Source organism: Shinella sp. BE166 (assembly GCF_051201095.1).
GTDB classification, from domain to species: Bacteria; Pseudomonadota; Alphaproteobacteria; order Rhizobiales; family Rhizobiaceae; genus Shinella; species Shinella lacus.
In genome coordinates this window covers 37,727-60,696 of sequence record NZ_JBPEHL010000011.1, presented here as the reverse complement: position 1 = coordinate 60,696, position 22,970 = coordinate 37,727, and the positions used below count along the sequence as shown (strand labels likewise).

Annotated in this window: 21 protein-coding genes; 2 read left to right on the top strand and 19 right to left on the bottom strand. The window is 65.2% G+C overall.

What is annotated here, in order from left to right; translation table 11 throughout:
* Positions 1–18: 18 nt before the first annotated feature.
* The 5 genes from J2Y63_RS23655 to J2Y63_RS23635 all read right to left on the bottom strand — a co-directional run bounded on the left by J2Y63_RS23655 (position 19) and on the right by J2Y63_RS23635 (position 5,686).
* Entirely contained in the window at positions 19–1,053 is a 1,035-nt protein-coding gene (locus tag J2Y63_RS23655) for a zinc-dependent alcohol dehydrogenase (protein ID WP_435268078.1), read from the bottom strand.
* A 10-nt stretch (positions 1,054–1,063) separates the two neighbouring features.
* Positions 1,064–2,005: an ABC transporter permease gene (locus J2Y63_RS23650; protein ID WP_435268077.1), complete on the bottom strand. Its 942-nt coding sequence runs from the start codon at positions 2,003–2,005 to the stop codon at positions 1,064–1,066.
* Between the two features lie 7 nt (positions 2,006–2,012).
* Positions 2,013–3,518: a sugar ABC transporter ATP-binding protein gene (locus J2Y63_RS23645; protein ID WP_435268076.1), complete on the bottom strand. Its 1,506-nt coding sequence runs from the start codon at positions 3,516–3,518 to the stop codon at positions 2,013–2,015.
* 10 nt (positions 3,519–3,528) lie between these two features.
* Complete coding sequence (locus J2Y63_RS23640) at positions 3,529–4,494, bottom strand: ABC transporter permease (RefSeq protein ID WP_435268075.1); 966 nt, start codon at positions 4,492–4,494, stop codon at positions 3,529–3,531.
* Positions 4,495–4,570: 76 nt separating this feature from the next.
* Entirely contained in the window at positions 4,571–5,686 is a 1,116-nt protein-coding gene (locus tag J2Y63_RS23635) for a sugar ABC transporter substrate-binding protein (protein ID WP_435268074.1), read from the bottom strand.
* Positions 5,687–5,960: 274 nt separating this feature from the next.
* Between J2Y63_RS23635 and J2Y63_RS23630 the strand changes: the two genes are divergently transcribed.
* Entirely contained in the window at positions 5,961–6,614 is a 654-nt protein-coding gene (locus J2Y63_RS23630; RefSeq protein WP_256120357.1) for a TetR/AcrR family transcriptional regulator, read from the top strand.
* A gap of 47 nt (positions 6,615–6,661) precedes the next feature.
* On the opposite strand, the gene J2Y63_RS23625 is transcribed toward J2Y63_RS23630, so the two are convergent.
* Both J2Y63_RS23625 and J2Y63_RS23620 read right to left on the bottom strand, forming a co-directional pair.
* Positions 6,662–7,819 (bottom strand): ester cyclase, encoded by a 1,158-nt coding sequence (locus J2Y63_RS23625; RefSeq protein WP_435268073.1) that lies wholly within the window; start codon positions 7,817–7,819, stop codon positions 6,662–6,664.
* Between the two features lie 30 nt (positions 7,820–7,849).
* A complete protein-coding gene (locus tag J2Y63_RS23620; protein ID WP_435268072.1) occupies positions 7,850–8,575 on the bottom strand; it encodes an alpha/beta fold hydrolase in 726 nt (241 codons plus the stop codon).
* Positions 8,576–8,810: 235 nt separating this feature from the next.
* On the opposite strand from J2Y63_RS23620, the gene hisD (J2Y63_RS23615) reads away from it, so the two are divergent.
* Positions 8,811–10,100 (top strand): histidinol dehydrogenase, encoded by a 1,290-nt coding sequence (hisD, locus tag J2Y63_RS23615; protein ID WP_435268071.1) that lies wholly within the window; start codon positions 8,811–8,813, stop codon positions 10,098–10,100.
* A gap of 283 nt (positions 10,101–10,383) precedes the next feature.
* Here the strand turns inward: hisD (J2Y63_RS23615) and J2Y63_RS23610 are convergent, their stop codons facing one another.
* The 12 genes from J2Y63_RS23610 to J2Y63_RS23555 form a co-directional block, all read right to left on the bottom strand.
* Positions 10,384–11,739, bottom strand: coding sequence for an amidase (locus J2Y63_RS23610; RefSeq protein WP_435268070.1), 1,356 nt, complete (start codon positions 11,737–11,739; stop codon positions 10,384–10,386).
* Positions 11,736–11,909 (bottom strand): hypothetical protein, encoded by a 174-nt coding sequence (locus J2Y63_RS23605; RefSeq protein ID WP_435268069.1) that lies wholly within the window; start codon positions 11,907–11,909, stop codon positions 11,736–11,738. Before J2Y63_RS23605 ends, J2Y63_RS23610 begins: the two co-directional genes overlap by 4 nt.
* Before the next feature lie 11 nt (positions 11,910–11,920).
* Positions 11,921–12,616 (bottom strand): RraA family protein, encoded by a 696-nt coding sequence (locus tag J2Y63_RS23600; RefSeq protein WP_435268068.1) that lies wholly within the window; start codon positions 12,614–12,616, stop codon positions 11,921–11,923.
* Positions 12,617–12,899: 283 nt separating this feature from the next.
* Positions 12,900–13,871 (bottom strand): cupin domain-containing protein, encoded by a 972-nt coding sequence (locus J2Y63_RS23595; RefSeq protein ID WP_435268067.1) that lies wholly within the window; start codon positions 13,869–13,871, stop codon positions 12,900–12,902.
* Between the two features lie 74 nt (positions 13,872–13,945).
* On the bottom strand, positions 13,946–14,974 hold the full coding sequence (locus tag J2Y63_RS23590; protein ID WP_435268066.1) for a LacI family DNA-binding transcriptional regulator: 1,029 nt from the start codon (positions 14,972–14,974) through the stop codon (positions 13,946–13,948).
* Positions 14,974–15,738 (bottom strand): SDR family NAD(P)-dependent oxidoreductase, encoded by a 765-nt coding sequence (locus J2Y63_RS23585; protein WP_435268065.1) that lies wholly within the window; start codon positions 15,736–15,738, stop codon positions 14,974–14,976. The genes J2Y63_RS23590 and J2Y63_RS23585 overlap by 1 nt, the downstream gene beginning before the upstream one ends.
* On the bottom strand, positions 15,738–17,048 hold the full coding sequence (gene hisD / locus J2Y63_RS23580) for a histidinol dehydrogenase (protein ID WP_435268064.1): 1,311 nt from the start codon (positions 17,046–17,048) through the stop codon (positions 15,738–15,740). Before hisD (J2Y63_RS23580) ends, J2Y63_RS23585 begins: the two co-directional genes overlap by 1 nt.
* A 12-nt stretch (positions 17,049–17,060) precedes the next feature.
* Positions 17,061–18,125, bottom strand: coding sequence for an ABC transporter ATP-binding protein (locus J2Y63_RS23575; protein ID WP_435268063.1), 1,065 nt, complete (start codon positions 18,123–18,125; stop codon positions 17,061–17,063).
* Positions 18,126–18,131: 6 nt separating this feature from the next.
* Positions 18,132–19,013 (bottom strand): carbohydrate ABC transporter permease, encoded by an 882-nt coding sequence (locus J2Y63_RS23570; protein ID WP_435268062.1) that lies wholly within the window; start codon positions 19,011–19,013, stop codon positions 18,132–18,134.
* A gap of 10 nt (positions 19,014–19,023) precedes the next feature.
* Entirely contained in the window at positions 19,024–20,052 is a 1,029-nt protein-coding gene (locus J2Y63_RS23565; protein ID WP_256120344.1) for a carbohydrate ABC transporter permease, read from the bottom strand.
* Positions 20,053–20,162: 110 nt separating this feature from the next.
* Positions 20,163–21,407 carry an ABC transporter substrate-binding protein gene (locus J2Y63_RS23560; RefSeq protein WP_435268061.1) on the bottom strand — a complete coding sequence of 415 codons (1,245 nt, stop codon included), beginning with the start codon at positions 21,405–21,407 and terminating at the stop codon, positions 20,163–20,165.
* Positions 21,408–21,569: 162 nt separating this feature from the next.
* Positions 21,570–22,775: an ester cyclase gene (locus J2Y63_RS23555; protein WP_435268060.1), complete on the bottom strand. Its 1,206-nt coding sequence runs from the start codon at positions 22,773–22,775 to the stop codon at positions 21,570–21,572.
* Positions 22,776–22,970 lie beyond the last annotated feature (195 nt).

Genomic DNA, 22,970 nt, shown 5'->3' with positions numbered 1-22,970 from the left:
ATCCTCCACTTCGATTGTTTATGCCGCGATGGCGATTTGCGTCTTCAGGTCCTGCGGCCGGTCGGCCAGCGTGTCGAAAGCCTCCTGGATGCGCTCCAGCGGATAGCTCGCCCTCGTGAAATCCTCCGTCCGGAAACGGCCATGCGACAGCAGCGTCAGCGCGTCGTGCATGTCCTCGCCCATGCCGGCGACGGACCCCTTCAGGCTGCCTTCCTCCAGCACGGTCTTGAGGATATCGACCGGCACGGTATCGCCCGGCGGCGTGATGCCGAAGAAGGCGACATGGCCGCCGCGGCGCGTCAACTTGAAGGCCTGCTCATAGAGCCTCTTGTTGCCGACGCTTTCGATCACCAGGTCCGCGCCGCGCCCGCCGGTCATCTCCAGCACGGTCTGTTTCAGGCGGTTCGGATCGGACACGGCGGCATCGGCCCCCGCCTCGATCGCCATCCGGCAGCGCTCGGCCGAGAGGTCGGTGACGATGATCGGGGCAGCGCCGGTGAGGCGCATCATCTGGACATGCAGGTTGCCGACCGGCCCGGCGCCGAAGATGACGACCGACTGGCCGAAGCTCGCCCGCGCCTTGCGCGCCGCGCGAACGACACAGGCGACGGGCTCGGTGAGCGCCAGCACCTCGTCGGCGATGTTGCCCGTGACGGGGATCGCGAGGCGCGCTGGCACCGCGACGAACTCGGCAAAGCCGCCGTCGCGGCCGATACCGACCTGGGTGACCTCGGCGCAGTTCAGCACCTCGTTGCGCCGGCAGAAGAAGCAGGTGCCGCAGCCGATGTTGATATCGACAATCACCCGCGTGCCGACGTCGGGATGGCGCACATTGGCGCCGCGTTCGAAAATGGTGCCGCAGAATTCGTGGCCGGGAATGAGCGGCAGCTTGTCGGCGGCATAATGGCCGTTGAAGATGTGGATGTCTGTGCCGCAGATGCCGGTGCGCGTGACCCGCACCAGCACGTCTTCCGGGCCGATGGCCGGCACGGGGACGTCGCGCAGTTCGAAGCGTTTCGGGGCGGTCAGCACGGCGGCGCGCATGGTGCTCATTGCCGGTCCCTCACTTCACGGTGCGCAGCTTGGCGCGGTCGATGGTGAGCGCGATGGCGACGATCAGCACGATGCCGAACACCATCTGCTGGCGCGTCGCGTCGATCTCGAAATAGAGCATGGAGGCGCGGATGACGGCGACGATGAGCGTGCCGACGACGGTATTGACCACCCCGCCGACGCCGCCGGTGAGCGGCGTGCCGCCGACCAGCACGGCGACGATGGCCGGCAGTAGGAAGCCGTTGGCGATCGTCGGCGCACCGCCCGAGAGTTTTACCGCGAAGAGCAGGCCGGCAATGGCGGCAAGCGCGCCGGAAATCGCGAAGGCGAGAATCTTGTAGCGCGCGACGTTGAGGCCCGAGGCCGCCGCCGCAAGCTCGCCGGCGCCGACCGCTTTGAGCGCGCGACCGAGCGTCGTTCGCCGCTCGATGAACAGGCAGATGGCGACCAGCACCGCGGCGATCAGCAATTCATGCGGCACGCCCCAGGTGCGGCCGATCATCCAGCCGAAAGTCTCGTTGCGCTGGACGGCATCCATGTTGAGCGCGCGCTGGCCGGAGAGCCATTGCGCAATCGAGAAGGCCACGCCGCCGATGGCGAGCGTCGAGATGAAGGAGGGCACGAAGAGCCGCGTCGTCACATAGCCCGACAGCATGCCGAGCAGGAAGCCGGCGGCCACGCAGAACACCGCCACCCACGCCCCCATCGAGGCGAGGTAGACCGAGGCGATGACCGTCACCATGTTGGCCATGGACTGGGCGGACAGATCGATGCCGCCGATATAGATGGCGAAGGTCAGCCCGAGCGCCATGATGAACAGCGGCACGATATCGCCGGCAAGGCCGAGCAGGTTGGTCGGGCGCAGGAAGCCCGGATCGGTAAAGCCGACGATCGCGACGAGCACGACCAGCGTGATCCAGGGCAGGTGCGGTTTGAGGCGCTGAATATCCATTGGTCCCTCAGATCATGTAGTGCAGGAGGTCGTAGGGCGTGGGCTTGGCGCCCGGCTCGCAGGCGAACTGCTTCTGGATGCGACCGTCCTTGACGACGATGATGGTGTGCGACAGGCCGATCGCCTCTTCCAGCGTATCGGCCACGAGCACGATGCCGACGCCGGCCGCACTCATGGCGCGGATCATGTCGTAGACGTCCTCCTTGGCGCCGATATCGAGGCCGCGCGTCGGGTGGTCGAGCAGCATGATATCCGAGCCGCCGGAGCGCCATTTCGCGAGAACCACCTTCTGCTGGTTGCCGCCGGAAAGGTTGCCGCAATCGGCGAATTCGGAATGCGCCTTGATCGAGAGTTTCTTGATCCAGTCGCGCGCCAGCGCCCGCTCTTCCGAAACACGAAGGACACCGCCGCGCGAATGGTTCTTCATCTGCGACAGCGTCATGTTCTCGTAGACATTCATGCCGGCGACGATGCCCTCGACCTTGCGCTCGCGCGGCACGTAGCCGACGCCATGGGCGACCGCGTGGCGGGGCGAATAGCCGGCCGCGTCCTCGCCCTTGATGCGTAGTTGCCCCGTCGTTGCCGACAGCATGCCGTAGATGGTGCGCAGGATCGCCTCGCGGCCGGAACCCTCCGTGCCGACCAGACACAGCACTTCGCCGGCATGCAGCTTCAGCGAAATATCCTGGATGCGGCCGGGCAGGCCGACGCGGTCCATCTCGACCAGCACTTTCGAGGCGTCATAGGGCGCCTGCAGGTGTTCGCGGTAATATTGTTTGTCGACGTTGCGGCCGACCATCTTGTGCTGGATGGCCTCCGCCGTGGCGCCGCCGCGCACCACCACATCGACCACCGCGCCGTCCTTCATGACATAGATGCGGTCCGACAGGTCCATCACCTCGTCCATGCGGTGCGAGACGAAGATGAAGGAGGCGCGGGTGGTCAGTTCCCGCACCAGCTTGAAGAGAAGCTGCACCTCTTCCTTGGAGAGAACGGAGGTCGGCTCGTCGAGCAGGATGACGAGGTCGCCCTTCACCCGCTCCTCCAGCGTCAGCACCTTGGCCAGCTCGACGAGCTGGCGCTGTGCAAACGAGAGTTTCGACGTCACCATGCCCGGATCGATATCGAGCTTCACCTTGGCGAGCTGGGCCTTCGCGGCCCGCGCCATCGCCTTCCAGTCCACCACGCCGAAGCGCACGAACTGCTGCTCGTAGCCGAGGAAGATGTTTTCCATGACGGTGAGGTTGGGGATGAGCGACTGTTCCTGGAACACCATCCCGATGCCCTTTTCCATCGCCTGGCGCGGATTGGCAAAACGCACCGGCACGCCCTTGATGAGGACCTGGCCGCCATCCGGCTGGTAGGCCCCGTAGATGACCTTCATCAGGGTGGATTTTCCGGCGCCGTTCTCGCCGACGAGCCCGACGATCTCGCCGCGCTCGACATGGAAGTCGATGGCCTTCAGGGCGTGGACGCCGGGGAATTTCTTGTCGACGGCTTTGAGCTGATACATGGCGCGCGCCTCACTTCACGAAGGAAACCATCTTGCGGTCTGTCGACAGCACGACGGCAACGATGACGAGCAGGCCCAGCACCCCGTCCTGGACGAAATCCGGCAGGCCGATGACGACCATGCCATTGTCGATGACGCCGACGATGAGCACGCCGACCAGCGCATTCCACACGCCGCCGATGCCGCCCCACAGCGCCACGCCGCCGACGACGACGGAGGTGATGGAGACGAACATGAAGTTCGAGCCGGTCACCGATTCCGCCTGCCCGATGCGGGCGACGACGAGGATGGCGGCAATGGCATAGAAGACGCCCGCCAGCGCAAAGCCCGTGACGCGCACCCGGGTGACGTTGAGGCCCGAGGCATGCGCCAGGTCCTCCCCGCCGCCGACGGCGTAGAAGTTGCGGCCGAGCGTCGTGTGGGTCTGGATGAACCAGGCGACGAACAGGAAGAAGGCGGCGATATAGACCATCAGCGGGAAGCCGAGCCAGCGCACGGTGAGCAGGCCGCGGAAGGCCGCGTCGCTGACCTTCACGATATCGCCGCCGGTAAGCAGGATGGCGGCCCCCGTGCCGACGAAGCCCATGGCGAGGCTCGCCATGAAGGAGGGTATCCTGAGCTTCACATGGACCAGCCCGTTCAACAGCCCGATCGCGCCGCCGAGCACCAGCACCAGCGGAATGGCGATCCAGCCCATGCCGCCGAGCGAGCCGCCGAACTGGGCGAAGATGAAGGCAAAGGCGACCGCGGTCAGCGAGATCGTGCCTTCCATGGAAAGGTCGATCGACCCCATGACGATGATGAAGGTGACGCCGACGGCGACCATCAGCGCGGGCGCCGAGGCGATCGCGATGCGCGCAAAATTCCGCAGCGAGAAGAAGGTTGGATTGAGCGCGGTGAAAAAGATCACGAGCGCGAGCAGCACCAAGAGCGGCGCCCACTTGATCAAGGTTTCGCGCGATAGGCGACGTGTCACGTCAGACACCCCTCTTCCCGATGAGATTTAATGTAAGAAAAGTGGCGGCAGCGCTTGGGGCTGCCGCCGGGCCTGGTCAGGCCTTGTACTGGATCTGGCCGTTCGACGGCCCCCAGAAGTCCTTCCAGTCGTAGACCGGCACGGAATCGAGATATTTCGCTTTGAATTCCGCGGCATCCTTGGCCGTGACGAGGATCGTCGGGCCGTAGAACTCGCGGTGTTCCTTCGGCTCTTCGGAGGGTTTGAAGCTGCCGATCGCGGCATGGTAGGCGAGCGCCGCGCTGATGCCGCCGCCCCAGTGCGGATTGGTGAAGACGGTGGCGAGAAGCTGGCCGTCCATGACCATCTGCACGGCTTCCGGATTGCCGTCATAGGCGACGATCGGCATGTCCTCGATGCCTTCGGCGCGCAGCGCCTCGATGACGCCATAGGCGATGTTGTCATTGGCGCAGTGCACGCCCTTGATCTTGTCGCCGTAGCGCGTGAGGAACGAGGCCATCAGCGCCGCACCCTTCTGGGTGTCCCAGTCGGCCGGCTGCGCATCGAGAAGCTCGATCTTCGGGAAATCCTTCAGCGCATTCTTGAGGCCGTTGAGGCGCTCGACGGCCGGGTTGTTGGCCGCGATGCCGCCGAGATGCACGACGCCACCCTCGCCGCCCATCGCCTCGAAGAGGATGCGCGCGGTCTGCTCGGCCGGCTGTTCGTCGGACCAGGTCATGTGCGAGACGTAGTTGTCGCCGAAATCCCACGGATGCAGGTCGTCGGTCTTGTTCCAGATCGTCGAGATATAGGCGCCGGCGGCCTGCACGGCTTCCACGACGGGGCGCGCATTCGGGCTGTCATTGGCGTCGCAGGCGATGGCGCAATTGCCGTTGTTCTTGGCGAGGAACGCCTTGATGTCGGCGAGCGACTTTTCCGTCGAGCCCTCGTTGATGAGGCTCACCAGCGCGCTCTTCGGCTTGCCGAGCGATTCCACGAAAGCCTCGCCGCCGGCGATGACCGAGTTCCAGTAGGCCGACGCCCGGTCGCGGTAGCTCCAGGCAATCGCCGGGTCCGTCAGGGCGGCATGTGCCGCGCCGCGGCCCATCAGACCGGGTGCCGCAACGGCGCCGAGGCCGGCGGCGGTTGCCAGCAAGAAGTTGCGACGGCTGACCGTCTCCCGCTCGATGAAATCCTTGATAAAGGTCGACATAGGTTCCTCCCGATTCCCCAATTGAAACGCTTCCCGCGCCGCGGCCGGCTCGACGGACCCGAAGGGGGCTTCCGGCTTTCGCCCGAAGTGCCCCGGAGCGTCTCTCACGCCACTTAACGCACTAACTAGTTACTTCTTTAGTTTCCCCCAAGTCAAGTGGTTTTCAACAGCCGCGCGCCAGGCAATCGTCGCGACCCGCTTTGACGGACGGCGATCTCTACGTGTATGAGTTGCAGGCAAGACATCCCGACTGCGCAAAGGACAGGCCCCGAGCATGACGAGCGAACAGACAGAAAAACCGGTCCGCAAGCCGCGCATCCGGGACGCGGAAGCCACCAAGGCGCGCATTCTCGACGCGGCGAAAAAAGAGTTCGCAAAGAATGGCTTGGGTGGGGCGCGGGTGGACGACATCGCCGAAAAGGCGAAGGCCAACAAGCGCATGATCTACCACTATTTCGAGAGCAAGGAGGGCCTGTTCCAGACCGTGCTGGAAGAGGTCTATCTCGATATCCGCAGCGCCGAGCAGAAGCTCCACCTGGAGGATCTCGACCCCAAGGCGGCGCTCGAAAAACTGGTACGCTTCACCTGGGAATATTACCTGAAGAACCCGGAATTTTTGACACTGGTCAACAGCGAGAACCTGCACCGCGGAAAGCATTTGAAAAAATCGGAGATCGTGAAAGCATCGAGCCGCAAGCTCGTCAGCATGGTCGATACGCTGCTGGAACGCGGCATAAGGGAAGGCGTTTTCCGCGAGGGTGTCGACCCCGTGCAGCTGAACATCACCATCGCCGCGGTCAACTACTACTACCTGACCAACCGCTTCACCGGCTCGATCATCTACGACCGCGACCTGATGGCGAAGGACGCGCTGGAAGGCCGCATCCACTTCAACATCGAAACGATCATGCGGCTGGTGTGTCGCTAGTTTTCTGAGGTGGCGGGCCGCTCCGGCCCGCCCCTCTCATCGGCGGATCAGTCGGCACTGCCCGACTGGCGGGCAAGCTCGGCGAGCTTGACCTGCACCAGCAGCGACAGCTCGTCATAGACGTTCCACTCGTCGACGATCTTGCCGTCCTTGTAGTGGAAATGCGTCATGCCCATCACCTGCAGGCGGGCGCCGGTCGGCTCGCCGAGTTCCTGCAAAATGCCGTAGCCGAGGTGGTGGCCTTCCATCAGCCAGCGCACCGCGACCTTGGTGCCGCCCTCCTCGCAGGGGTTGGAGCAGATGTGCTGTGCGGTGAACGCGGCATCCGGGATCGAGCCGATGAGGCCGAGATGCTGGTGCGTCACGGCGGCGATGCCGTAAAGCTCCTTCATCAGCGGCCCGTGATACTGGCAGGTTGGCGCGTAGACATCCTTGATGCGGCCGAACATGCGCCCGTTGAACATGTCGTGCAGCCATCGCAGCGTATGCGCCTCCAGATCGTTATGCGCGATCGAGACATCCGCTTCCGCTTCCGGCGGATATTGACCGAGCAGCCGGCGGTTCTCTCCGATATCGAGCGACAGCAGGCCCTTGTCGAAGGAGGACTTTGCGAGCTTTTCGGCAAAGCCGTGCGGATCGAGGCCGAGCTGCTTGATGATCGCCATCGTATCGGCCACCACCCATTCCCGGTAGATCTTGTTACGGTGGATCATGCAGTCGGCGATGGTGCGCGAGACGAAGGTGCGCCCCGTCGGCTGGCCGTAATGGCCGAACTGCGTGTGCCGGCCCGAGCCGGTGACAAGATGCGAGGTGTAAAACCCCTCCACATCATTGCCGCGCCAAAGAACCTGGGTCGCCATGCCGCGCCGCTCCGGCAGCGAGACGAGCCGCTGGATCGTGTCGCGCACCACGTCCTCGCGGTTGTAGATCGTGCAGAGCGTGCCGTAGAGCACGCAATTGTGCGTGTAGTGCGAGTAGATCAGGCCGATGTCGCGCTCGTCCCAGATCCGGTGCGTACAGCGCACGATATAATCGACGATGTCGGTATAGATCTCGTCGAAACCCTCCAGCGACTGGCCGCGCGCACGCCCGACGGGCGCAAGCTCGGTATAGTCGCGGCGCTCGACCTGCAACACCTGTTCCACCGGTTCCTTGCGCTGGCTCTGCGCCACGGTTTTTGCGCCCTTGGCGTCGTCCTCGCTCATGACATGTCCTTCCATTCGATCCTGTCGGGGTTACGATAGAGTGTTCAGCCAGCGCCGCAGATGGAGCGCCATGGCTTCAGGGTTTTCCAGCGGCGCGAAATGTCCCGCATCCGCGATGAGATGAAGTTGCGCGCCCGCAATGCCGGCCGCAATCTCGTGTTGCGCTTCCAGCGGACAAACCTGCTCCTCGGCGCCGGCCAGCACCAGCGTGGGCTGCGCGATGGCGCCCAGCCGCGGCCGGCTGTCTGCGCGATGGATCGCCACCTCCGCCTGCTCCGACAGCCGGTCCGGCCCGCAGTCGCGCGCCATGGCGACGATCGTGTCGCGGAGGCCGGCATTGTCGACATTGCCCGCCGCCACCAGCCGCGGCCAGGCATCGAGGATGAAGCCGTCCATGCCCTTTTCCCGCGCATCCAAAACGGCCTTGCGCCGTACCGCCGCGTTCGCCGGCGGATCGGGCCGCGCCGTCGCATCGATCAGGGCGAGCCCGCCGATGCGCTGCGGCCGTCGCGCGACCATTTCCAGCGCGCAGATGCCGCCGAGCGAAAAGCCGGCAAGCAGGAAAAACGGTGGTGCGGCGGCAAGGATCGCCTCGGCGAGATCAGCCATGGTTGTCGCCCCGCCCATGTCGCCGATCAGCACCGGATAATCGCCGAGCCTGTCGATCAGCGGCGCGAACACCCTGGCATCACAGGCGGTGCCCGGCAGGAACAGGAGCGGTGGGCGCGGGTCGTTGGTGGTCGGAACGGCGGTCATTGTCAGGGTATCCGGAGCATCGCCATCACCCTCCTTGCCCGCCCCAAATGGAGCGCGAAACGAGTTTGTGACGGCCTGTTGGAAAAAAGACTGGCAGATTTTGAATACGTATGCAATAGGATTTGTGCTCGATCATTTCGAACGCCCGGGACACAGTTTCCAGGCCGAACCGCAAAGGTTTCGCCGACGGGAAAGCCGTGCCCGCGCACCATCAGGCTCAGTGGAGAGACAGGCCATGACCAGCAAGGATACGCCGATGAAGGGCGTGCAATACGTGAAGGCACCCGAACGCGACTCGATCGGCGACAACGCCTCGGTCGAAACTTTGGTGGCGCAGATCATCGCCGATGTGCGCGAGCGGGGCGACGCCGCCGTGCGCGACTACTCCGTGAAATTCGACAAGGCCGAGCTTGCCGCCTTCGAGGTGACGCCGGAGGAGCGGGAAGCCGCACTCGCGGAACTCGACCCGCAGACCCGCGCCGACACGGAATTCGCCATCGGCAATGTGCGCAAATTCGCCGAGGCGCAGCTCGCCACCATCCTGCCCCTCGAAATCGAGCTTCGCCCCGGCCTGCATCTCGGCCACCGCGTCATCCCCATCGAGCGCGTCGGCTGCTACGTGCCGGGCGGGCGTTATCCCCTGCTCTCCGCGCCGATCATGACCATCGTGCCGGCAAAGGTCGCGGGCTGCGACGAGGTGATCGCCTGCCTGCCGCCGAATGCCCACCGCGCCATGATCGCCGGCTGCCACCTCTCGGGTGCCGACCGCATCTTCCGCATCGGCGGCGCCCAGGCGATCGCCGCCATGGCTTATGGCACCGAGACCGTGCCGGCCGTGCACAAGATCGTCGGCCCCGGCAATGCCTTCGTCAACGAGGCCAAGCGCCAGGTCTTCGGCCCCGTCGGCATCGACCAGCTCGCCGGCCCCTCGGAAATCTTCATCGTCGCCGACAAGACCGGCGACGCCGTGATGATCGCCACCGACCTGCTCGCCCAGGCCGAGCACGACATACGCACCCGCGTCGGCCTCATCACCACCGACCGCGCGCTCGCCGAGGCGACATTGAAGGAGGTCGAGCGCCAGCTGTTGGATCTCTCGACCGCCCCCGTCGCCGGCCAGGCCTGGCGCGACTATGGCGAGATCGTCGTTTGTGACGACGAGGCGGCCATGATCGCCTATTCCGACCACATCGCCGCCGAACATCTGCAAGTCCACACGTTGGACCCGCAGGCGACGGCGAAGAAGCTGCGCAACTACGGCTCCCTCTTCATCGGCGAACTCGCCAGCGTCGTCTATTCCGACAAGTGCTGCGGCACCAACCATACGCTGCCGACCATGGGCGCCGGCCGCTACACTGGCGGCCTCTGGGTCGGCGCCTATGTCAAGATCGCCACCCACCAATGGCTCGACGAACGCGGCGTCGCCGCCGTCGCCCCACCCGCCGCCCGCCAGAGCGCCAGCGAAAGCCTCGAAGGCCACCGCCGCGCGGCACAGCTCAGGCTTGATCGGTTGCAGAAGGCCTGAATCTTCTCTGCTCCACCGTCCCAGACGGCACGGTGGCCGCACCCCCTCATCCGACCCTTCGGGCCACCTTCTCCCCGTGGGGGAGAAGGGAAAATCAGAGGCCGGCGATCCTCCCCTTCTCCCCCACGGGGAGAAGGTGCCGGCAGGCGGATGAGGGGGTTTTTCTCGACGGTTCAAACTGCTTGAACGCGTGACCGTGACAGCCGCCAGACTACCGCAACGCCACCCCACCCTCCGTCATCCTCGGGCTCGACCCGAGGATCCACGCGGCTGCAACCAGCCGTCAGGGCCGCGGCGGCTTCGATGCCGAAAAATCGCTGGCCATCTCGTAGGCATGGCCGATCTGGCACAAGGTCGCCTCGTCTCCCGCCTTGCCGACGAGCTGGAGGCCGAGCGGCAGGCCGTCTGCAAAACCGCAGGGCACCGATAGCGCCGGGTGGCCGGTGACGTTGAAGGCGATGGTGCGCATCGGCGTCCACCGCGCCGCCTCGCCGGCGAAGTCGGTAAAGGGGATCGCCGGCGTCAGCGTCGTCGCCGTCAGGATGGCGTCGACGCGGGAGAAGACGGTGCGGTCGAGCCGGGTGCGCAGGCGGACGGCGGCGTGGCGGGCGCGGGCGAGATCGTCCGAGGTGAGGCACAGGCCGGAGGCGATGTTCTGGAAGACCTTGCGGCTGTAGCGCGCGCCGGAGGCGGCGAGTTGCCGGCGGTGGATCTCGAAGGCTTCGGCATGGATGATGACCGCGCCGACCGCCTCGAAATCCGCCGCATCCGGCAGCGTCACTTCCTCGATCCGGGCACCAAGCAGCGATAGCAGGGAGGCCGCACCATCGATGGCGTCGAGCAGCGCCGGCAGGGTTTCCGCATCGCCGGCAAACCAGTCGCGGGCGTAGCCGATGGTGAGGCCCGCGAGCGGCATGCCGAGGCGCGCGGTAGCGGATGCGCCGTCCGCAATTGCATCGAACGTGATCGCCGCTTCCGCGACGGAGGCGCTGACGAGGCCGACATGATCGAGGCTTGGCGACAGCGGAAAGGCGCCGCGGGTGGGGATGCGGCCATAAGTCGGCTTGAAGCCGACGGCGCCGCAATAGGCGGCGGGGCTGCGCACCGAGCCGCCGGTATCCGAGCCGATCGTGGTGCGCACCAGCCCGCCGGCGACCGCCGCGGCCGAACCGGAGGACGAGCCGCCGGTGGCGCGATTGACATCCCAGGGATTGGCGGCCGGCGGAAAGGCGCGGTCGAAGACCGGGCCGACCATGGCGAACTCGTAGGTTTCGAGCTTGCCGAGCAGCACCGCCCCGGCGGTCCTTAGCCGGCGAACCACCTCGGCATCGCCGGTCGGCACGCGTCCGGCATGCAGATCCGAGCCATAGGTCGTCGGCATGTCCGCCGTATCGAACAGGTCCTTGATCGCGACCGGTATGCCCTGCAACGGCCCAAGATCTTCACCGCGGGAAAACGCCGCGTCGGCCTCGGCGGCCGCGGCGAGCGCATTTTCGGCGGCGACATGCAGGAAGGCATGGTAGGCCCCGTCGCGTTCCGCGATGCGGTCGAGATGCGCCTCGGTCAGCGCCACGGAGGTCAGGCGTCCGTCGCGAAGGCGCGCGGCGGCCTCGGGGATGCTCAGGTCGGCGGCCGTCATCGCGGCGCTTCGTCCGCGGCGATATCGTCCAGCCGCTGCGCCGCCTCGTGCAGATGCTGCGCGCCGGCCAGCACGAATTTCTCGCGCTCGGGGGCGATGGCGATGCCGTTGGCGCGGGCCTGTTTGCGGAGGATGGCCAGCGTCGGGCGGGCGGTTTCGGGTTGGGCCATGGCGTGCTCCGTCAGGTCCTAGCGGCCTCGAATGTGGCCCATGCGGCTTCGAACTTTGCGAGATCGAAGCCGGGCTGTCGAGCGGGTTCGAGGATCAGCCGTTCGGTGGCCTGCAATTTCTCGATCGAGGCGGCGAGTATGGGGATGACCTCCGGCGGCACGACGACGGCGCCGTGGCGGTCGGCATGCACGAGGTCGCCGGGATTGACGGTGAGGCCGAAGACGGTGACGGGCACGCCGATCGCCTCGACATGCACGAAGGCATGGCTCGGGCCGAGCGAGCCGGCGAGCATGGGAAAGTCGTCCGGCACGTCGCCGAGATCGCGCATCACGCCATTGGTCAGCACGCCGGAAAGGCCGAGGCCGCGATGCACCGTCGCGTTGATCTCGCCCCAGAAGGCGCCGACGCAATCGGGGAAATCCGTGTCCTCGATGACGACGAGCGAGGGCGCCGGGCCGCTCGCCATGTGGCGGTAATAATCCATGCGCCGCGTGCGGATGACGGCGGGGTCCTCGGTCGAGGGGGAGGCTGCGGCGATCTTTGCCGTGCGGGCGTAGCCGACGATCGCCGGGGCCGAGGGCGCCGAGCTGATCAGCGTGCCGCGGGTAAAGGCGTCGAAGCCGCGCTTGCCCTGCGCCACCTCGATCGCGTTGCAGACGGTGGGCGTGTCGACCGTGCGCAGCAGGGCGAGAAGTGCGTCGTCCAAGGGATGTCCTCCAAAACGTGTTGCGGGGAAGAGGCGGCAGAATTTGCCGCCCCGTTGAGAAAGCCCCCTCATCCGCCTGCCGGCACCTTCTCCCCGTGGGGGAGAAGGGGAAACGAAGGGTTAAGGCGCAACGTGTTGCGCCGGGATGAGGGGGTGGGCGATGCGCTCGCCCCGCCCTTTTCCAGAGCATGTCCAGCCGAAGCGGCATCGCTTCGGTGTCGGCGTCAAAAACGAGAAACGAAAGCAATTCCGGTGAGCCAGAGTTCACCGGAATTGCCTCAGATCACCCGCGCCAGGTGAGCCCCGCCTTGTCGCCCGTCGAGACGACGCGGTAGAGGCTGGCTTCGCCGGTCATCGACGGAACGAGGCTGTGCTTGAGGCCGGGGGGGACCGCGCAGGTATCGCCCGGTGCCAGCACCGCCTCGCCCCCCTCCCAGCCGAGTTTCCAATGGCCGCGCATCACCATCAGCACCTCGTGGCGCTCGTTGGTATAGGCGTCCTCCGGAATGGACCCGCGGGTCAGAAGCTCGACGTCGAAGCCCGGCTTGTCGCGCAGCAGGGCGTTTTTGCCGATCACCCGGGCCGGCGCCTTCTGCGCCAGCGCCATCAGGTCCCAGTAGCGGGCGACATAGTCGCGCACCACGTCCGTCACCGGCGTTTCCGGGAAGGCCTTCAGCTCCTCGTCGGTGAGGAGCGGCATCGGCTTGATGCCATCCGGCAGCGCCTGGCCCTTCTTGCTGTCATAGAGCTTGCCGTTCTCGCCGAGCACCAGGCCGTGTTCGCGGGCGTCTTCGATGACCTGCGGCGCCCAGATGACGCCGCCGCCGGCATCGTCGCCGCCGAGGATCGCCATGATCATCCCGTAATCCGTGCCGATATTCTCGAAGCCGCGGAAGATGCCGGTCGGGATGTTGAAGATGTCGCCCTCTTCCAGCACCACCTCGCCGGCCGAACCGTAGCGGCCCCAGAAGAAGCGCCACCGGCCCTTCAGCACGAAGAACACTTCAGCCGTGCGGTGCGAATGCAGCGAGTTGCGGCATTTCGGCGGCTGGCCGGCCGCGCCGATGTTGAAGCCGGGCGTGTCCTTGATATGGACATGCTGGTCCGGGCTTTCCGAGACGCCGCCGCCGATGATCGTAAAATTTTCCTTGCTGTTCGAGCCCGGCGTATGGGCGTCGATGAAGGCGGTGCGGCAGGGCTTCAATTCGCCGTAGCGGACGATGCGTTTTTCCATTTCCGTCTGGGAGATCTGCATGTTTCAGCCTTTCATACGTATGCAAAATGGGTTGCGGACAAGGTTTGCCCGTCCCCCTGTCGGGGGGCGGCTGGCTAGCGTGTCTCGTATTTCGGAGTCTTCTGGGCGGTCGAGCCGCGTTGCACGAGGGTGCCGTCGAGGATGACGCGGCGCGCGGCGCCCTCGCCTTCCTTGATGCTCTGCATCAGCGTCGCCACCGTCTCGGCGACCATGTCGTCGACATTCTGGCGGATGGTCGTCAGGTTATAGGCCGGCCAGCGCGCCGGCGGCACGTCGTCGAAGCCGACGACCGAGACGTCGGCGGGAATGGCGAGCCCGAGCTCGAAGCGCAGCACGTCCATCACGGCGAAGGCCATGTGGTCGTTGCAGACGAAGACGGCGTCCGGCCGGTCGGGTCCGGCGAACATGCGCCGTGCGGCCGCCTGCGCCTCGTCATAGCGGAAATTGCCGACCCCGCGGGCAAAGAGCGTCAGCCCGGCCGCCTCCAGTCCCTCGCAAAAACCCTGCTCGCGGTCGCGCTGCGTCGAGGCGCCCTCGAAGCCGGCAATATAGCCGCAGCGGGTGTGGCCGAGCGAGACGAGCAGGTCCGCCAGCGCCCGGCCGCCGCCGCGGTTGTCGGAGGTGACGGCGGAAAGCCGCACATCGTCCTGCAGGCGGTTGAACAGCACGATCGGCACGCCGGACGCATGGCAGCGGGCGGCAAGCTCGGAGGACATGTTGGCGGACGCCAGCACGATGCCGTCCACCTGGTAGTCCAGGATCTCCTGGGTGATCTGGTCGACATTTTCCGAGGCGATCGAGGAGATGAAGACCAGCACATGGTAGCCCTGGTCCTGAAGCGCCTTCGACAGGCGCTCCACCACCTCCGGGTAGAAGTAGTTTTCCAGATAGGCGACGACGAGGCCGATGATGCGGCTGCGGCCGGTGATCAGCGAGCGGGCAAGCACGTTCGGCCGGTAGCCGAGTTCTTCCGCCGCCGCCCGGATCTTCTCCGCCGTCTTCTTCGACACCGAGGTTCCCGGCGTGAAATACCGCGAGACCGCCGACTGGCTCACACCCGCAAGCCGCGCAACATCGTTCGACGTGACCTTGTCGTTTGCCATCAGTCCGCTGTCCAACCCCCATCAACCATCAGCGCCGTTCCCGTCACCATCGCCGCGGCATCGCCGGCAAGATAGGTGACGGCGGCCATAATGTCTTCCACGCGACCGATGCGCCCGAGCTTGATTTTCTGCGTTATCCACTGCACCCGCTCGGGATTGGCGAAGGTCTGCTCGGTGAGCGGCGTGCGGATGAAGGTCGGGCAGATCGTGTTGACGCGAATGTTGTGCGGCCCCCATTCGATCGCCATGGACTTGGTGAAGCCCTCGACGGCGTGTTTGGTGGCGGCGTAGACCGCCCGGTCGATGCCGCCGACATGGGCCATCTGCGAGGAGACGTTGATCAGCGAGCCGGGCGCGCCTGCCGCAATCAGCCCCTTCGCCACCGCGCGGGTGAGGAAATAGGCGCCGCGCACGTTGAGATCGAAGACGGCGTCGAAATCCGCGGGGCTCGTCGCCACCGCCGGGCCATGGCGGGCGATGCCGGCGCTGTTGACCAGCACATGGAACGGCCCGTGCGCGGCAATTGCCGCCTCGGTGGCCTCGACATCGGCGACATCCAGCACCAGCGCTTCGGCCGAAAAGCCCTCGGCGCGGATCGCCTCCACCGCCTCGCCGAGCTTTTCCGCCGAGCGCGCCGACAGCACCACATGCGCGCCCGCCTCCGCCAGGGCCACCGCGCAGCCGAAACCGATGCCGGAGGACGCACCGGCGACCAGCGCGCGTTTGCCGTCGAGGCGGAAGGAGGGCGTGCGCGGGATCTCCATCAGGCGGCAGCCTCCCCGTAAGGAATGTTGCGCCCGCCATAACGGCGCACGCGCACATTCGCCTGTTCGGCATGGCCGACGAAGCCTTCCAAGAGGCACAGCCGCGAGCAATAGGCGCCGACTTCGGCGGCGGCTGCGTCGGTCGTCACGCGCTGGTAGGAATGGGTCTTCAGGAATTTGCCGACCCAGAGACCGCCGGTGTAGCGACCGGCCTTCTTGGTCGGCAGCGTGTGATTGGTACCGATCACCTTGTCGCCATTGGCGACATTGGTGCGGGGGCCGAGGAACAGCGCGCCGTAGGAATGCATGTTCTCCAGGAACCAGTCGTCGCGGTCGGTCATCACCTGAACGTGCTCGGAGGCGATGTCGTTGGCGACCGCCAGCATCTCCTCATAGGTGTCGCAGACGATGACCTCGCCATAGTCGCGCCAGGAGGCGGTGGCGGTTTCCGTGGTCGGGATGATCGAGAGAATGCGGTCGATCTCCTCCAGCGTCTGCCGCGCCAGCTTGTCCGAATTGGTCAGCAGGACGGAGGGCGAATTGTAGCCGTGTTCGGCCTGGCCGATCAGGTCCGTGGCGCACATTTCCGCGTCCACCGTCTCGTCGGCGATCACCATGGTCTCGGTCGGACCGGCGAAGAGGTCGATGCCGACGCGGCCGTAGAGCTGGCGCTTGGCCTCGGCGACGAAGGCATTGCCGGGGCCGACCAGCATGTCGACCGGCTTGATCGTCTCGGTGCCGAGCGCCATGGCGCCGACGGCCTGCATGCCGCCGAGCACGTAGATTTCATGCGCGCCCGCCTTGTGCATGGCGGCGACGATCGCCGGATGGGGCTCGCCCTTCTGCGGCGGGGCCGATGCCACGATGCGCGGCACGCCGGCGACGGACGCCGTCAGCACCGACATATGGGCCGAGGCCACCATCGGGAACTTGCCGCCCGGCACGTAGCAGCCGACGGACTGCACGGGAATGTTGCGGTGACCGAGCACGACGCCGGGCATGGTCTCCACCTCGATGTCGGTCATCGAAGCGCGCTGCGCCTCGGCGAAGCGGCGGATCTGCATCTGCGCGAAATCGATATCGGCCATGTCGCGCGCCGAGACCTTGGAAATGGCGGCCTCGATCTCGGAGGGGCTCAGCCGGAAGGACGGCGGCGAGAACTTGTCGAACTTTTCCGAAAGATCGCGCACGGCCGCATCGCCCCGCGTCTCGATATCCTTCAGCGTCGCCTCGACCACGGCGCGGACCTTGGCGTCGTCCTCGGAGCGTTGTGCCTCGGGCTTGCCGCGTTTGAGATAGGTAACGGTCATGAAAGTCTTCCCTTAGTTGCTCTGGGGCCGCGCGATCCGCACACCGGTCTTGCTGTCGAAGAGGTGACAGATCGCGGCGGGGATGGCGGCATGCAGGAGATCGCCGATGGCGGCGCGGTATTCCTTGCCGGACTTGATGGAAACGAGCTGGTCGCCGATGCGGAAGCTCGCCATGGTCGCCTCGCCGAGCAGCTCCATCGAGTAGACGTCGGCGCCGAGCTCGCCGCCTTCGGAGACGAGCGTCGCATCCTCGGCGCGAAAGCCGAGCGTCACCGGACCCTTCACATTGGTCTGGAGGCCGCCGATGGTGATGCCGGGACCGCGAAACGTGCCGTTCTCGATATCGCCGGACACGAGGTTCATGGCGGGCGAGCCGATGAAGGACGCGACGAAGGTGTTGGCGGGGTTGTCGTAGATTTCCGTCGGCGTGCCGACCTGCTGGACGAGGCCCTTGTTCATCACCACCACCCGGTCGGCGAGCGTCATCGCCTCGATCTGGTCATGGGTGACGTAGATGGTCGTGACCTTCAGCGTGTGGTGGAGATTCTTGATCTGGGCGCGGGTGGAGACGCGCAGCTTCGCATCGAGGTTGGAGAGCGGCTCGTCCATCAAGAAGGCCGCCGGCTGGCGCACGATGGCGCGGCCGAGCGCCACGCGCTGGCGCTGGCCCCCCGACAGGGCCGCCGGCCGGCGTTCCAGGAAGTCGACGAGCTCCACCATGCGCGCGGCCTGCATGACCTTCTCGTGATGCAGCTCCTTCGGCACCTTTCGCACACGCAGCGGAAAGCGGATGTTCTCGTACACGGTCATGTTGGGGTAGAGGCCGTAGCTCTGGAACACCATGGAGATGTCGCGGTCCTTCGGCTCCAGCTTGTTGACCATGCGGTCGCCGAGCCAGATCTCGCCCTCGTTGATGTCTTCCAGCCCTGCGATCATGCGCATGGTCGTCGTCTTGCCGCAGCCGGAGGGGCCGAGCAGCACGAGGAATTCCTGGTCGCCGATATCGAGGTTGAAATTGTCGACGCCCACGAAATTGTGCCAACGCTTCGATACGTTCTTGAGGCGGATTTCGGCCATTTGCGATTATCCCTTCACGGCGCCGGCGGTAAGGCCGCTGACGATCTGACGTTGGAAGAACAGGACCAGCACGAAGAGCGGCGCGGTCGCGGAGACCACGGCGGCGACGGCGAACATGACGTTGCCCTCCTGCTGGATCGTGCCGAGGAAGCTCGCGATCTTCGGCACCATGGTCTGGTTGGGCTGGGAGAGCAGCATCGCGGTCACGGCGAAGTCGTTATAGGCGAGCAGGAACGAGAACAGGCCCGTGGTGATGACGCCCGGCCACATGACCGGAATGACCACCAGGCGGAAAGCCTGGAAACGCGAGCAGCCGTCGACCATCGCGCTCTCGTCGAGGTCCTTGGGGATCGACAGGAAGAACGAGTGCAGCATCCACAGGGTGAACGGCTGGTTGATGGCGACGAGCACGATGATGGCCGTCGGCATGTAGCCCCAGATGTTCATCTCGAAGAACGGCAGCAGGTAGCCCGAGACCAGCGTGATATGCGGCATGGCGCGAAACACCAGCGCCAGCATCAGCAGCCAGAATGTATAGCGGTAGCCGGAGCGCGCCAGCGCGTAACCGCCGAGCGTGCCGAAGGTCAGCGACACGACGACCACCGAGACGGTGACGATCACCGTGTTGATCACCGAGGAGAAGAAATCGCGCAGCACCCAGGCGCCGTAATAGCCGTCGCCGGTGAAGGCCGAGCCGGTCTGCGCGATGGTGCGTGTGCCCTCGATGGCAAACCACCAGCTATCGCGCGAGAAGAAATCCTGCTCGACCTTGAACGATCCCCAGACCGTCCAGATGAAGGGGAAGGCCGCCATGAACACCCAGAGGAGCACGAAGCCCGTGGAAAGCGCTGCCAGCGGCAGGGGCAGTCTGCGTTTTGTCGCAATCATCGCGGCGCCCTCATCGACGGTTGAAGTCTCGCCAGGTGCGCACCAGCACCGGCGAAAGAAGAATGATCACGCCGACGATGGTCAGCATCGAAGTGGCCGCCGCCGAGCCGAAGAGCTGGTCGACCTGGCCGCGCAGGTCGTTGAAGATCGACCAGGAGAGCGAGGTGGCATTGGCTTCCGCGCTGAAGCCGACGATCGGTTCGAAGACGCGGAAATTGTCCATGAGCTGCACCAGCCCGACGAAGGTGGCGAGCGGCATGAGATGCGGGATCACCACGAAGCGGATGCGCTCCCAGCGGTTGGCACCGTCGATCATCGCGGATTCCAGCGTGTCGTGCGGCACCGTCTGCAGGCCGGCATAGAAGACGACGAAGGAGAAGGGCGCATTGTGCCAGATGCCGTAGACGAGCAGCGTGATCCAGGTCATCGCCGCCGAGGATTTCAGCGACAGCGTCGGATCGTTGAGCAGCGTTTGCAGTGTCGCACCGAGAATGCCCTGCGAGGACGCCATCCAGTAGACAATGAGCGCGCCCACCAGCGGCGTGACGATCATCGGCAAAAGCGAGAAGAAGATGACCGGCCCCTTGTAGAAAGGCGGAATGGCATCGACGCCGAGCGCAATGCAGAAGCCGAGCAGCATGGCAAACGGCGTCACCACGAACGTGTAGGTGAGCGTGAAGGCAAGTGCGCGGTAGAAGGGCAGGTTGTAGATGCGCGCGGCGGCATCCTTGAAACCGGCATTGTCGGACAGGATCGCGCCGATTTCGCTGACGGCCAGGTGGTTGCGGTCGAGATAGGTGCCGAAGCCGTTGAAGCGGCCGAGCGGTTCCTCGTTGCGCAGCTTCTCGGTCGCCTCCGCGTCGACGCGCGTCTCCTTGGTGCACCCGGCAAAGGGCGTGCAGGTCTCCACCTCGGTCACGACCCGCTCGTGCTGGACATAAAACGACTGCACCGCGACCGAGATGATCGGCAAGGCGATGAAGAGCAGCATCGCCACGAGCGACGGCATGATGAAGGCAAAAAAAGCCCTGTGCGGCATGCGCCTTCTCCTTGCTCAAAGTTCCGTGTTGCATGGATCCCGCGGGGCGCGGGACGTATCGGCGGCAAGACCCGCGGGAGCGCCGGAGGGGCCACCGCTCCCGCCGGGCCTCACTTCAGGAAGCCACCCTCGCGGGCGGCCGCACTATAGGAGGCCTCGACATCCTTCAGCGCCTCTTCGGCACTTTCGCGCCCCTGCATGAACTCCGCCAGTTCCGAGCCGAGCGCGGAATGCAGGAGGCCCATATAGGGCATCATCGGATAGGGCTTCGCGCCGCCGGTTGCGGTTTCCAGCACGCCGACCGCGACGGGGCCGGGCTTGTAGTCCTTGGTGAGCCACGTCGCGAGGTTCGGGTTCTGCTGCCCCACCTCCGGCCGGATGGCATAGACCATGGCGCGGAAGGAGGCTTCCGCATCCTCGTCGGAAATGTTCTTGGCAATCGAGAAGCCGTCCCACCAGAGCGCGCCCGCCGGCGTCGAGCCGCCGCCGACCGTGGGGGCCGCCGCCAGCACCGTGTTGTTGGCGATCTCGGCCGGCGTCTTGGCCGGGTCGATCACGCCGCTTGCCAGCGACCCCCAGCCGTTGACGATGGCGGCCTTGCCGGCGACATAGACCTTGATGATCTCGTCGGCATTGTAGGTCATGTAGTCGGGGTTCATATATTCGGTCATCGCCTTCATGGTGGCGAGCGTGGCGAGGCCCTTCTCGTTGTTGATGGCCGCCGCCGAACCCGGCGCGAAAAGCTCGCCGCCGTAACCCAGATACATGTTGACGAATTCCGCCGCGAGGTCCCAGCCGGCCTTGTCGGAGGCGGCGAGCGGATAGTCCATCAGGCCCTTTTCCTTGATGACCTTGGCGGCCGCCAGCACGTCCTCATAGGATTTCGGCGGCTGGAGGCCGGCCTTTTCCAGGATGTCCTTGCGGAAGAACAGGTGCTGCGAATTGCCCATGAAGGCGATCGCCATCACCTTGCCGTCGAGCTTGATCAACTGCGTCGGCTGGAGGTCCTGGCCGTACTTCGCGACGAGATCGTCGAGCGGCCGCAAGAGCCCTTCGTTGAGGAGCGGCACGATGGAATTGTTGGCGATGACGGCGACGGTATATTCGGCCGGGTTGATCTTCAGCGCCGGCACCTGGAGGTTCTTGTGCTCGGTCGTCTGGTTCATGCTGACCTTGACCGTCGCGGAAGCGCATTTTTCCGCCTCCGCGCCGACGAGGCGCAACGCCTCGAAATCGTTGGAAAGGATGCGCACGGAGCCCTTCTCGATGCCACAGTCGGCCTTGGCGGGCTGAGCCGCCACCAGGCCTGCAACGAGGAGGGCAGCGGTCGATGCGAAGAGTGTCGATTTTCTCATGTTCCCACTTTCTTTGTTGGCGGCGCGCCTCGCCTGGAGGCGGACGCCGCATTGCTCCCGCGCCTTTTTCCGGCGCTTCATGTCGTCATGATAGGCAATGTGCATACGTATGCAAGCAATTTCGCAAGCGTATGCAAAATTCTTGGAGTAAGGGTCCCGCGACTAGCGCAGGACCTGGATGAGCACGCCGAATTCGTTGAAGGTGGTCCACTCCTTGGTGACGCGGTTGCCCTCGATCAGCCAGTGCGTGATGCCCCAGATATTGACCTCGCGGCCCGTCGGCTCGCCGTAGCGGCCAAGCCCGCGATGGGTGCCGGTCATCGACCAGCGGGTGGCGACGACGAAGCCTTCCTGCGCATTGCCCATCCAGTAGAGGTCGTCCACCGAATAGAGCACGTCCGGGAACATGGCGAGCTGCGACAGCATGAAGGAGCGCAACTGCCCCGTCCCGCGGAAGATGCGGCTGCCGGTCTGCTGCGAGACGATGCCGGGATGATAGACCTGGTCGAGCGCGCCGAGATTGCGCCGGTTCCACATCGTGTGCAGCGCAGCGCGCACGAACTCTTCCGGGTTGTCGCGGATCTCTGTCGGCACCGCCACCTTTTCCGGCTTGCCCTGCCCCACCGTGCGCTTCGGCTCGCCGCCGAGGAAATCGCGCGGCAGGCCGGCCGTCACGCCGGACGAGGCCGCGCGCTTGGCCGTCTCGACCACGTCGAAGCCGAGCTGCTTGACCACCTCCGCCGTGTCGTAGACGACGTGCTCGTAGAAGATCTCGTTGTCGCGGGCCACACAATTCGCCATGCAGAGGAACTGCACGCGGCGCCCGGTCGGCGCGCCGTAGCGGCTGAAGCCGGTATTGGTGCCGATGATCTGCGAGCGGTGCGAGGTATGAAAGCCGATCGCGTCGTCGCCGGCCCAGACCACGTCTTCCGCCACGATGCGGATATCGGGAAAGGCATTGTTCAGCGAGGTCGTATCGGCGACGATCTTGTCGCGGCCCACCTGAAGGGCGAGATCGTCCCACACCAGACAGTCATGGCTATAGGTATCGTAGATATAGCCGATGTCCTTTTCTTCCCAGATCTGGTGCGTGATGCGGATGATATAGTCGATGATATTGACATATTGCGGCTCGAAGCCGGTGAGCCGCTGCTTGACCAGATGGTCCGGCGAACGCCCGATGAAGGCATCCGTGCCGCCGCGCCGGTAGGCGTCGAGCGAGATCGCATAATCGCGCGGCATATGCTCGGGCGACAGCGGCCGGAACCGCGACCGGCCCTGCTTGGCCTCCGTGCGCCCCTTGGCGGGAGGCGCCTCCTCGTTGGCCGGGGCCTGCTTGCCGACGACCTTTCCCGACTGCTCGTTCATCATCTTCCCTCGTTTTGCATTCGTATGCATAAATAAACACGAGATGCGCGATCGGTCAACAGAAAATGACTGTTCGGTCATAAAGTTTCTGCTTCCACAGTCATTGGCTGGGTAAAAACGCTGACCTCAGGCCATTTTACCACAAGCCCCTCCGCAACGTCAGGATGGAAAATTGCCAGGAACGCCGGACTTCCG

What these genes read in the sequence shown, in the direction of transcription:
- J2Y63_RS23555 (WP_435268060.1), bottom strand. Translation starts at nt 22,775, where the DNA reads ATGAACGAGCAGTCGGGAAAGGTCGTCGGCAAGCAGGCCCCGGCCAAC.
- J2Y63_RS23590 (WP_435268066.1), bottom strand. Translation starts at nt 14,974, where the DNA reads ATGGCAAACGACAAGGTCACGTCGAACGATGTTGCGCGGCTTGCGGGT.
- J2Y63_RS23655 (WP_435268078.1), bottom strand. Translation starts at nt 1,053, where the DNA reads ATGAGCACCATGCGCGCCGCCGTGCTGACCGCCCCGAAACGCTTCGAA.
- J2Y63_RS23610 (WP_435268070.1), bottom strand. Translation starts at nt 11,739, where the DNA reads ATGACGGCCGCCGACCTGAGCATCCCCGAGGCCGCCGCGCGCCTTCGC.
- J2Y63_RS23565 (WP_256120344.1), bottom strand. Translation starts at nt 20,052, where the DNA reads ATGCCGCACAGGGCTTTTTTTGCCTTCATCATGCCGTCGCTCGTGGCG.
- J2Y63_RS23645 (WP_435268076.1), bottom strand. Translation starts at nt 3,518, where the DNA reads ATGTATCAGCTCAAAGCCGTCGACAAGAAATTCCCCGGCGTCCACGCC.
- J2Y63_RS23560 (WP_435268061.1), bottom strand. Translation starts at nt 21,407, where the DNA reads ATGAGAAAATCGACACTCTTCGCATCGACCGCTGCCCTCCTCGTTGCA.
- J2Y63_RS23635 (WP_435268074.1), bottom strand. Translation starts at nt 5,686, where the DNA reads ATGTCGACCTTTATCAAGGATTTCATCGAGCGGGAGACGGTCAGCCGT.
- J2Y63_RS23575 (WP_435268063.1), bottom strand. Translation starts at nt 18,125, where the DNA reads ATGGCCGAAATCCGCCTCAAGAACGTATCGAAGCGTTGGCACAATTTC.
- J2Y63_RS23630 (WP_256120357.1), top strand. Translation starts at nt 5,961, where the DNA reads ATGACGAGCGAACAGACAGAAAAACCGGTCCGCAAGCCGCGCATCCGG.
- J2Y63_RS23650 (WP_435268077.1), bottom strand. Translation starts at nt 2,005, where the DNA reads ATGGATATTCAGCGCCTCAAACCGCACCTGCCCTGGATCACGCTGGTC.
- hisD (WP_435268071.1), top strand. Translation starts at nt 8,811, where the DNA reads ATGACCAGCAAGGATACGCCGATGAAGGGCGTGCAATACGTGAAGGCA.
- J2Y63_RS23595 (WP_435268067.1), bottom strand. Translation starts at nt 13,871, where the DNA reads ATGCAGATCTCCCAGACGGAAATGGAAAAACGCATCGTCCGCTACGGC.
- J2Y63_RS23570 (WP_435268062.1), bottom strand. Translation starts at nt 19,013, where the DNA reads ATGATTGCGACAAAACGCAGACTGCCCCTGCCGCTGGCAGCGCTTTCC.
- J2Y63_RS23585 (WP_435268065.1), bottom strand. Translation starts at nt 15,738, where the DNA reads ATGGAGATCCCGCGCACGCCCTCCTTCCGCCTCGACGGCAAACGCGCG.
- J2Y63_RS23605 (WP_435268069.1), bottom strand. Translation starts at nt 11,909, where the DNA reads ATGGCCCAACCCGAAACCGCCCGCCCGACGCTGGCCATCCTCCGCAAA.
- hisD (WP_435268064.1), bottom strand. Translation starts at nt 17,048, where the DNA reads ATGACCGTTACCTATCTCAAACGCGGCAAGCCCGAGGCACAACGCTCC.
- J2Y63_RS23620 (WP_435268072.1), bottom strand. Translation starts at nt 8,575, where the DNA reads ATGACCGCCGTTCCGACCACCAACGACCCGCGCCCACCGCTCCTGTTC.
- J2Y63_RS23625 (WP_435268073.1), bottom strand. Translation starts at nt 7,819, where the DNA reads ATGAGCGAGGACGACGCCAAGGGCGCAAAAACCGTGGCGCAGAGCCAG.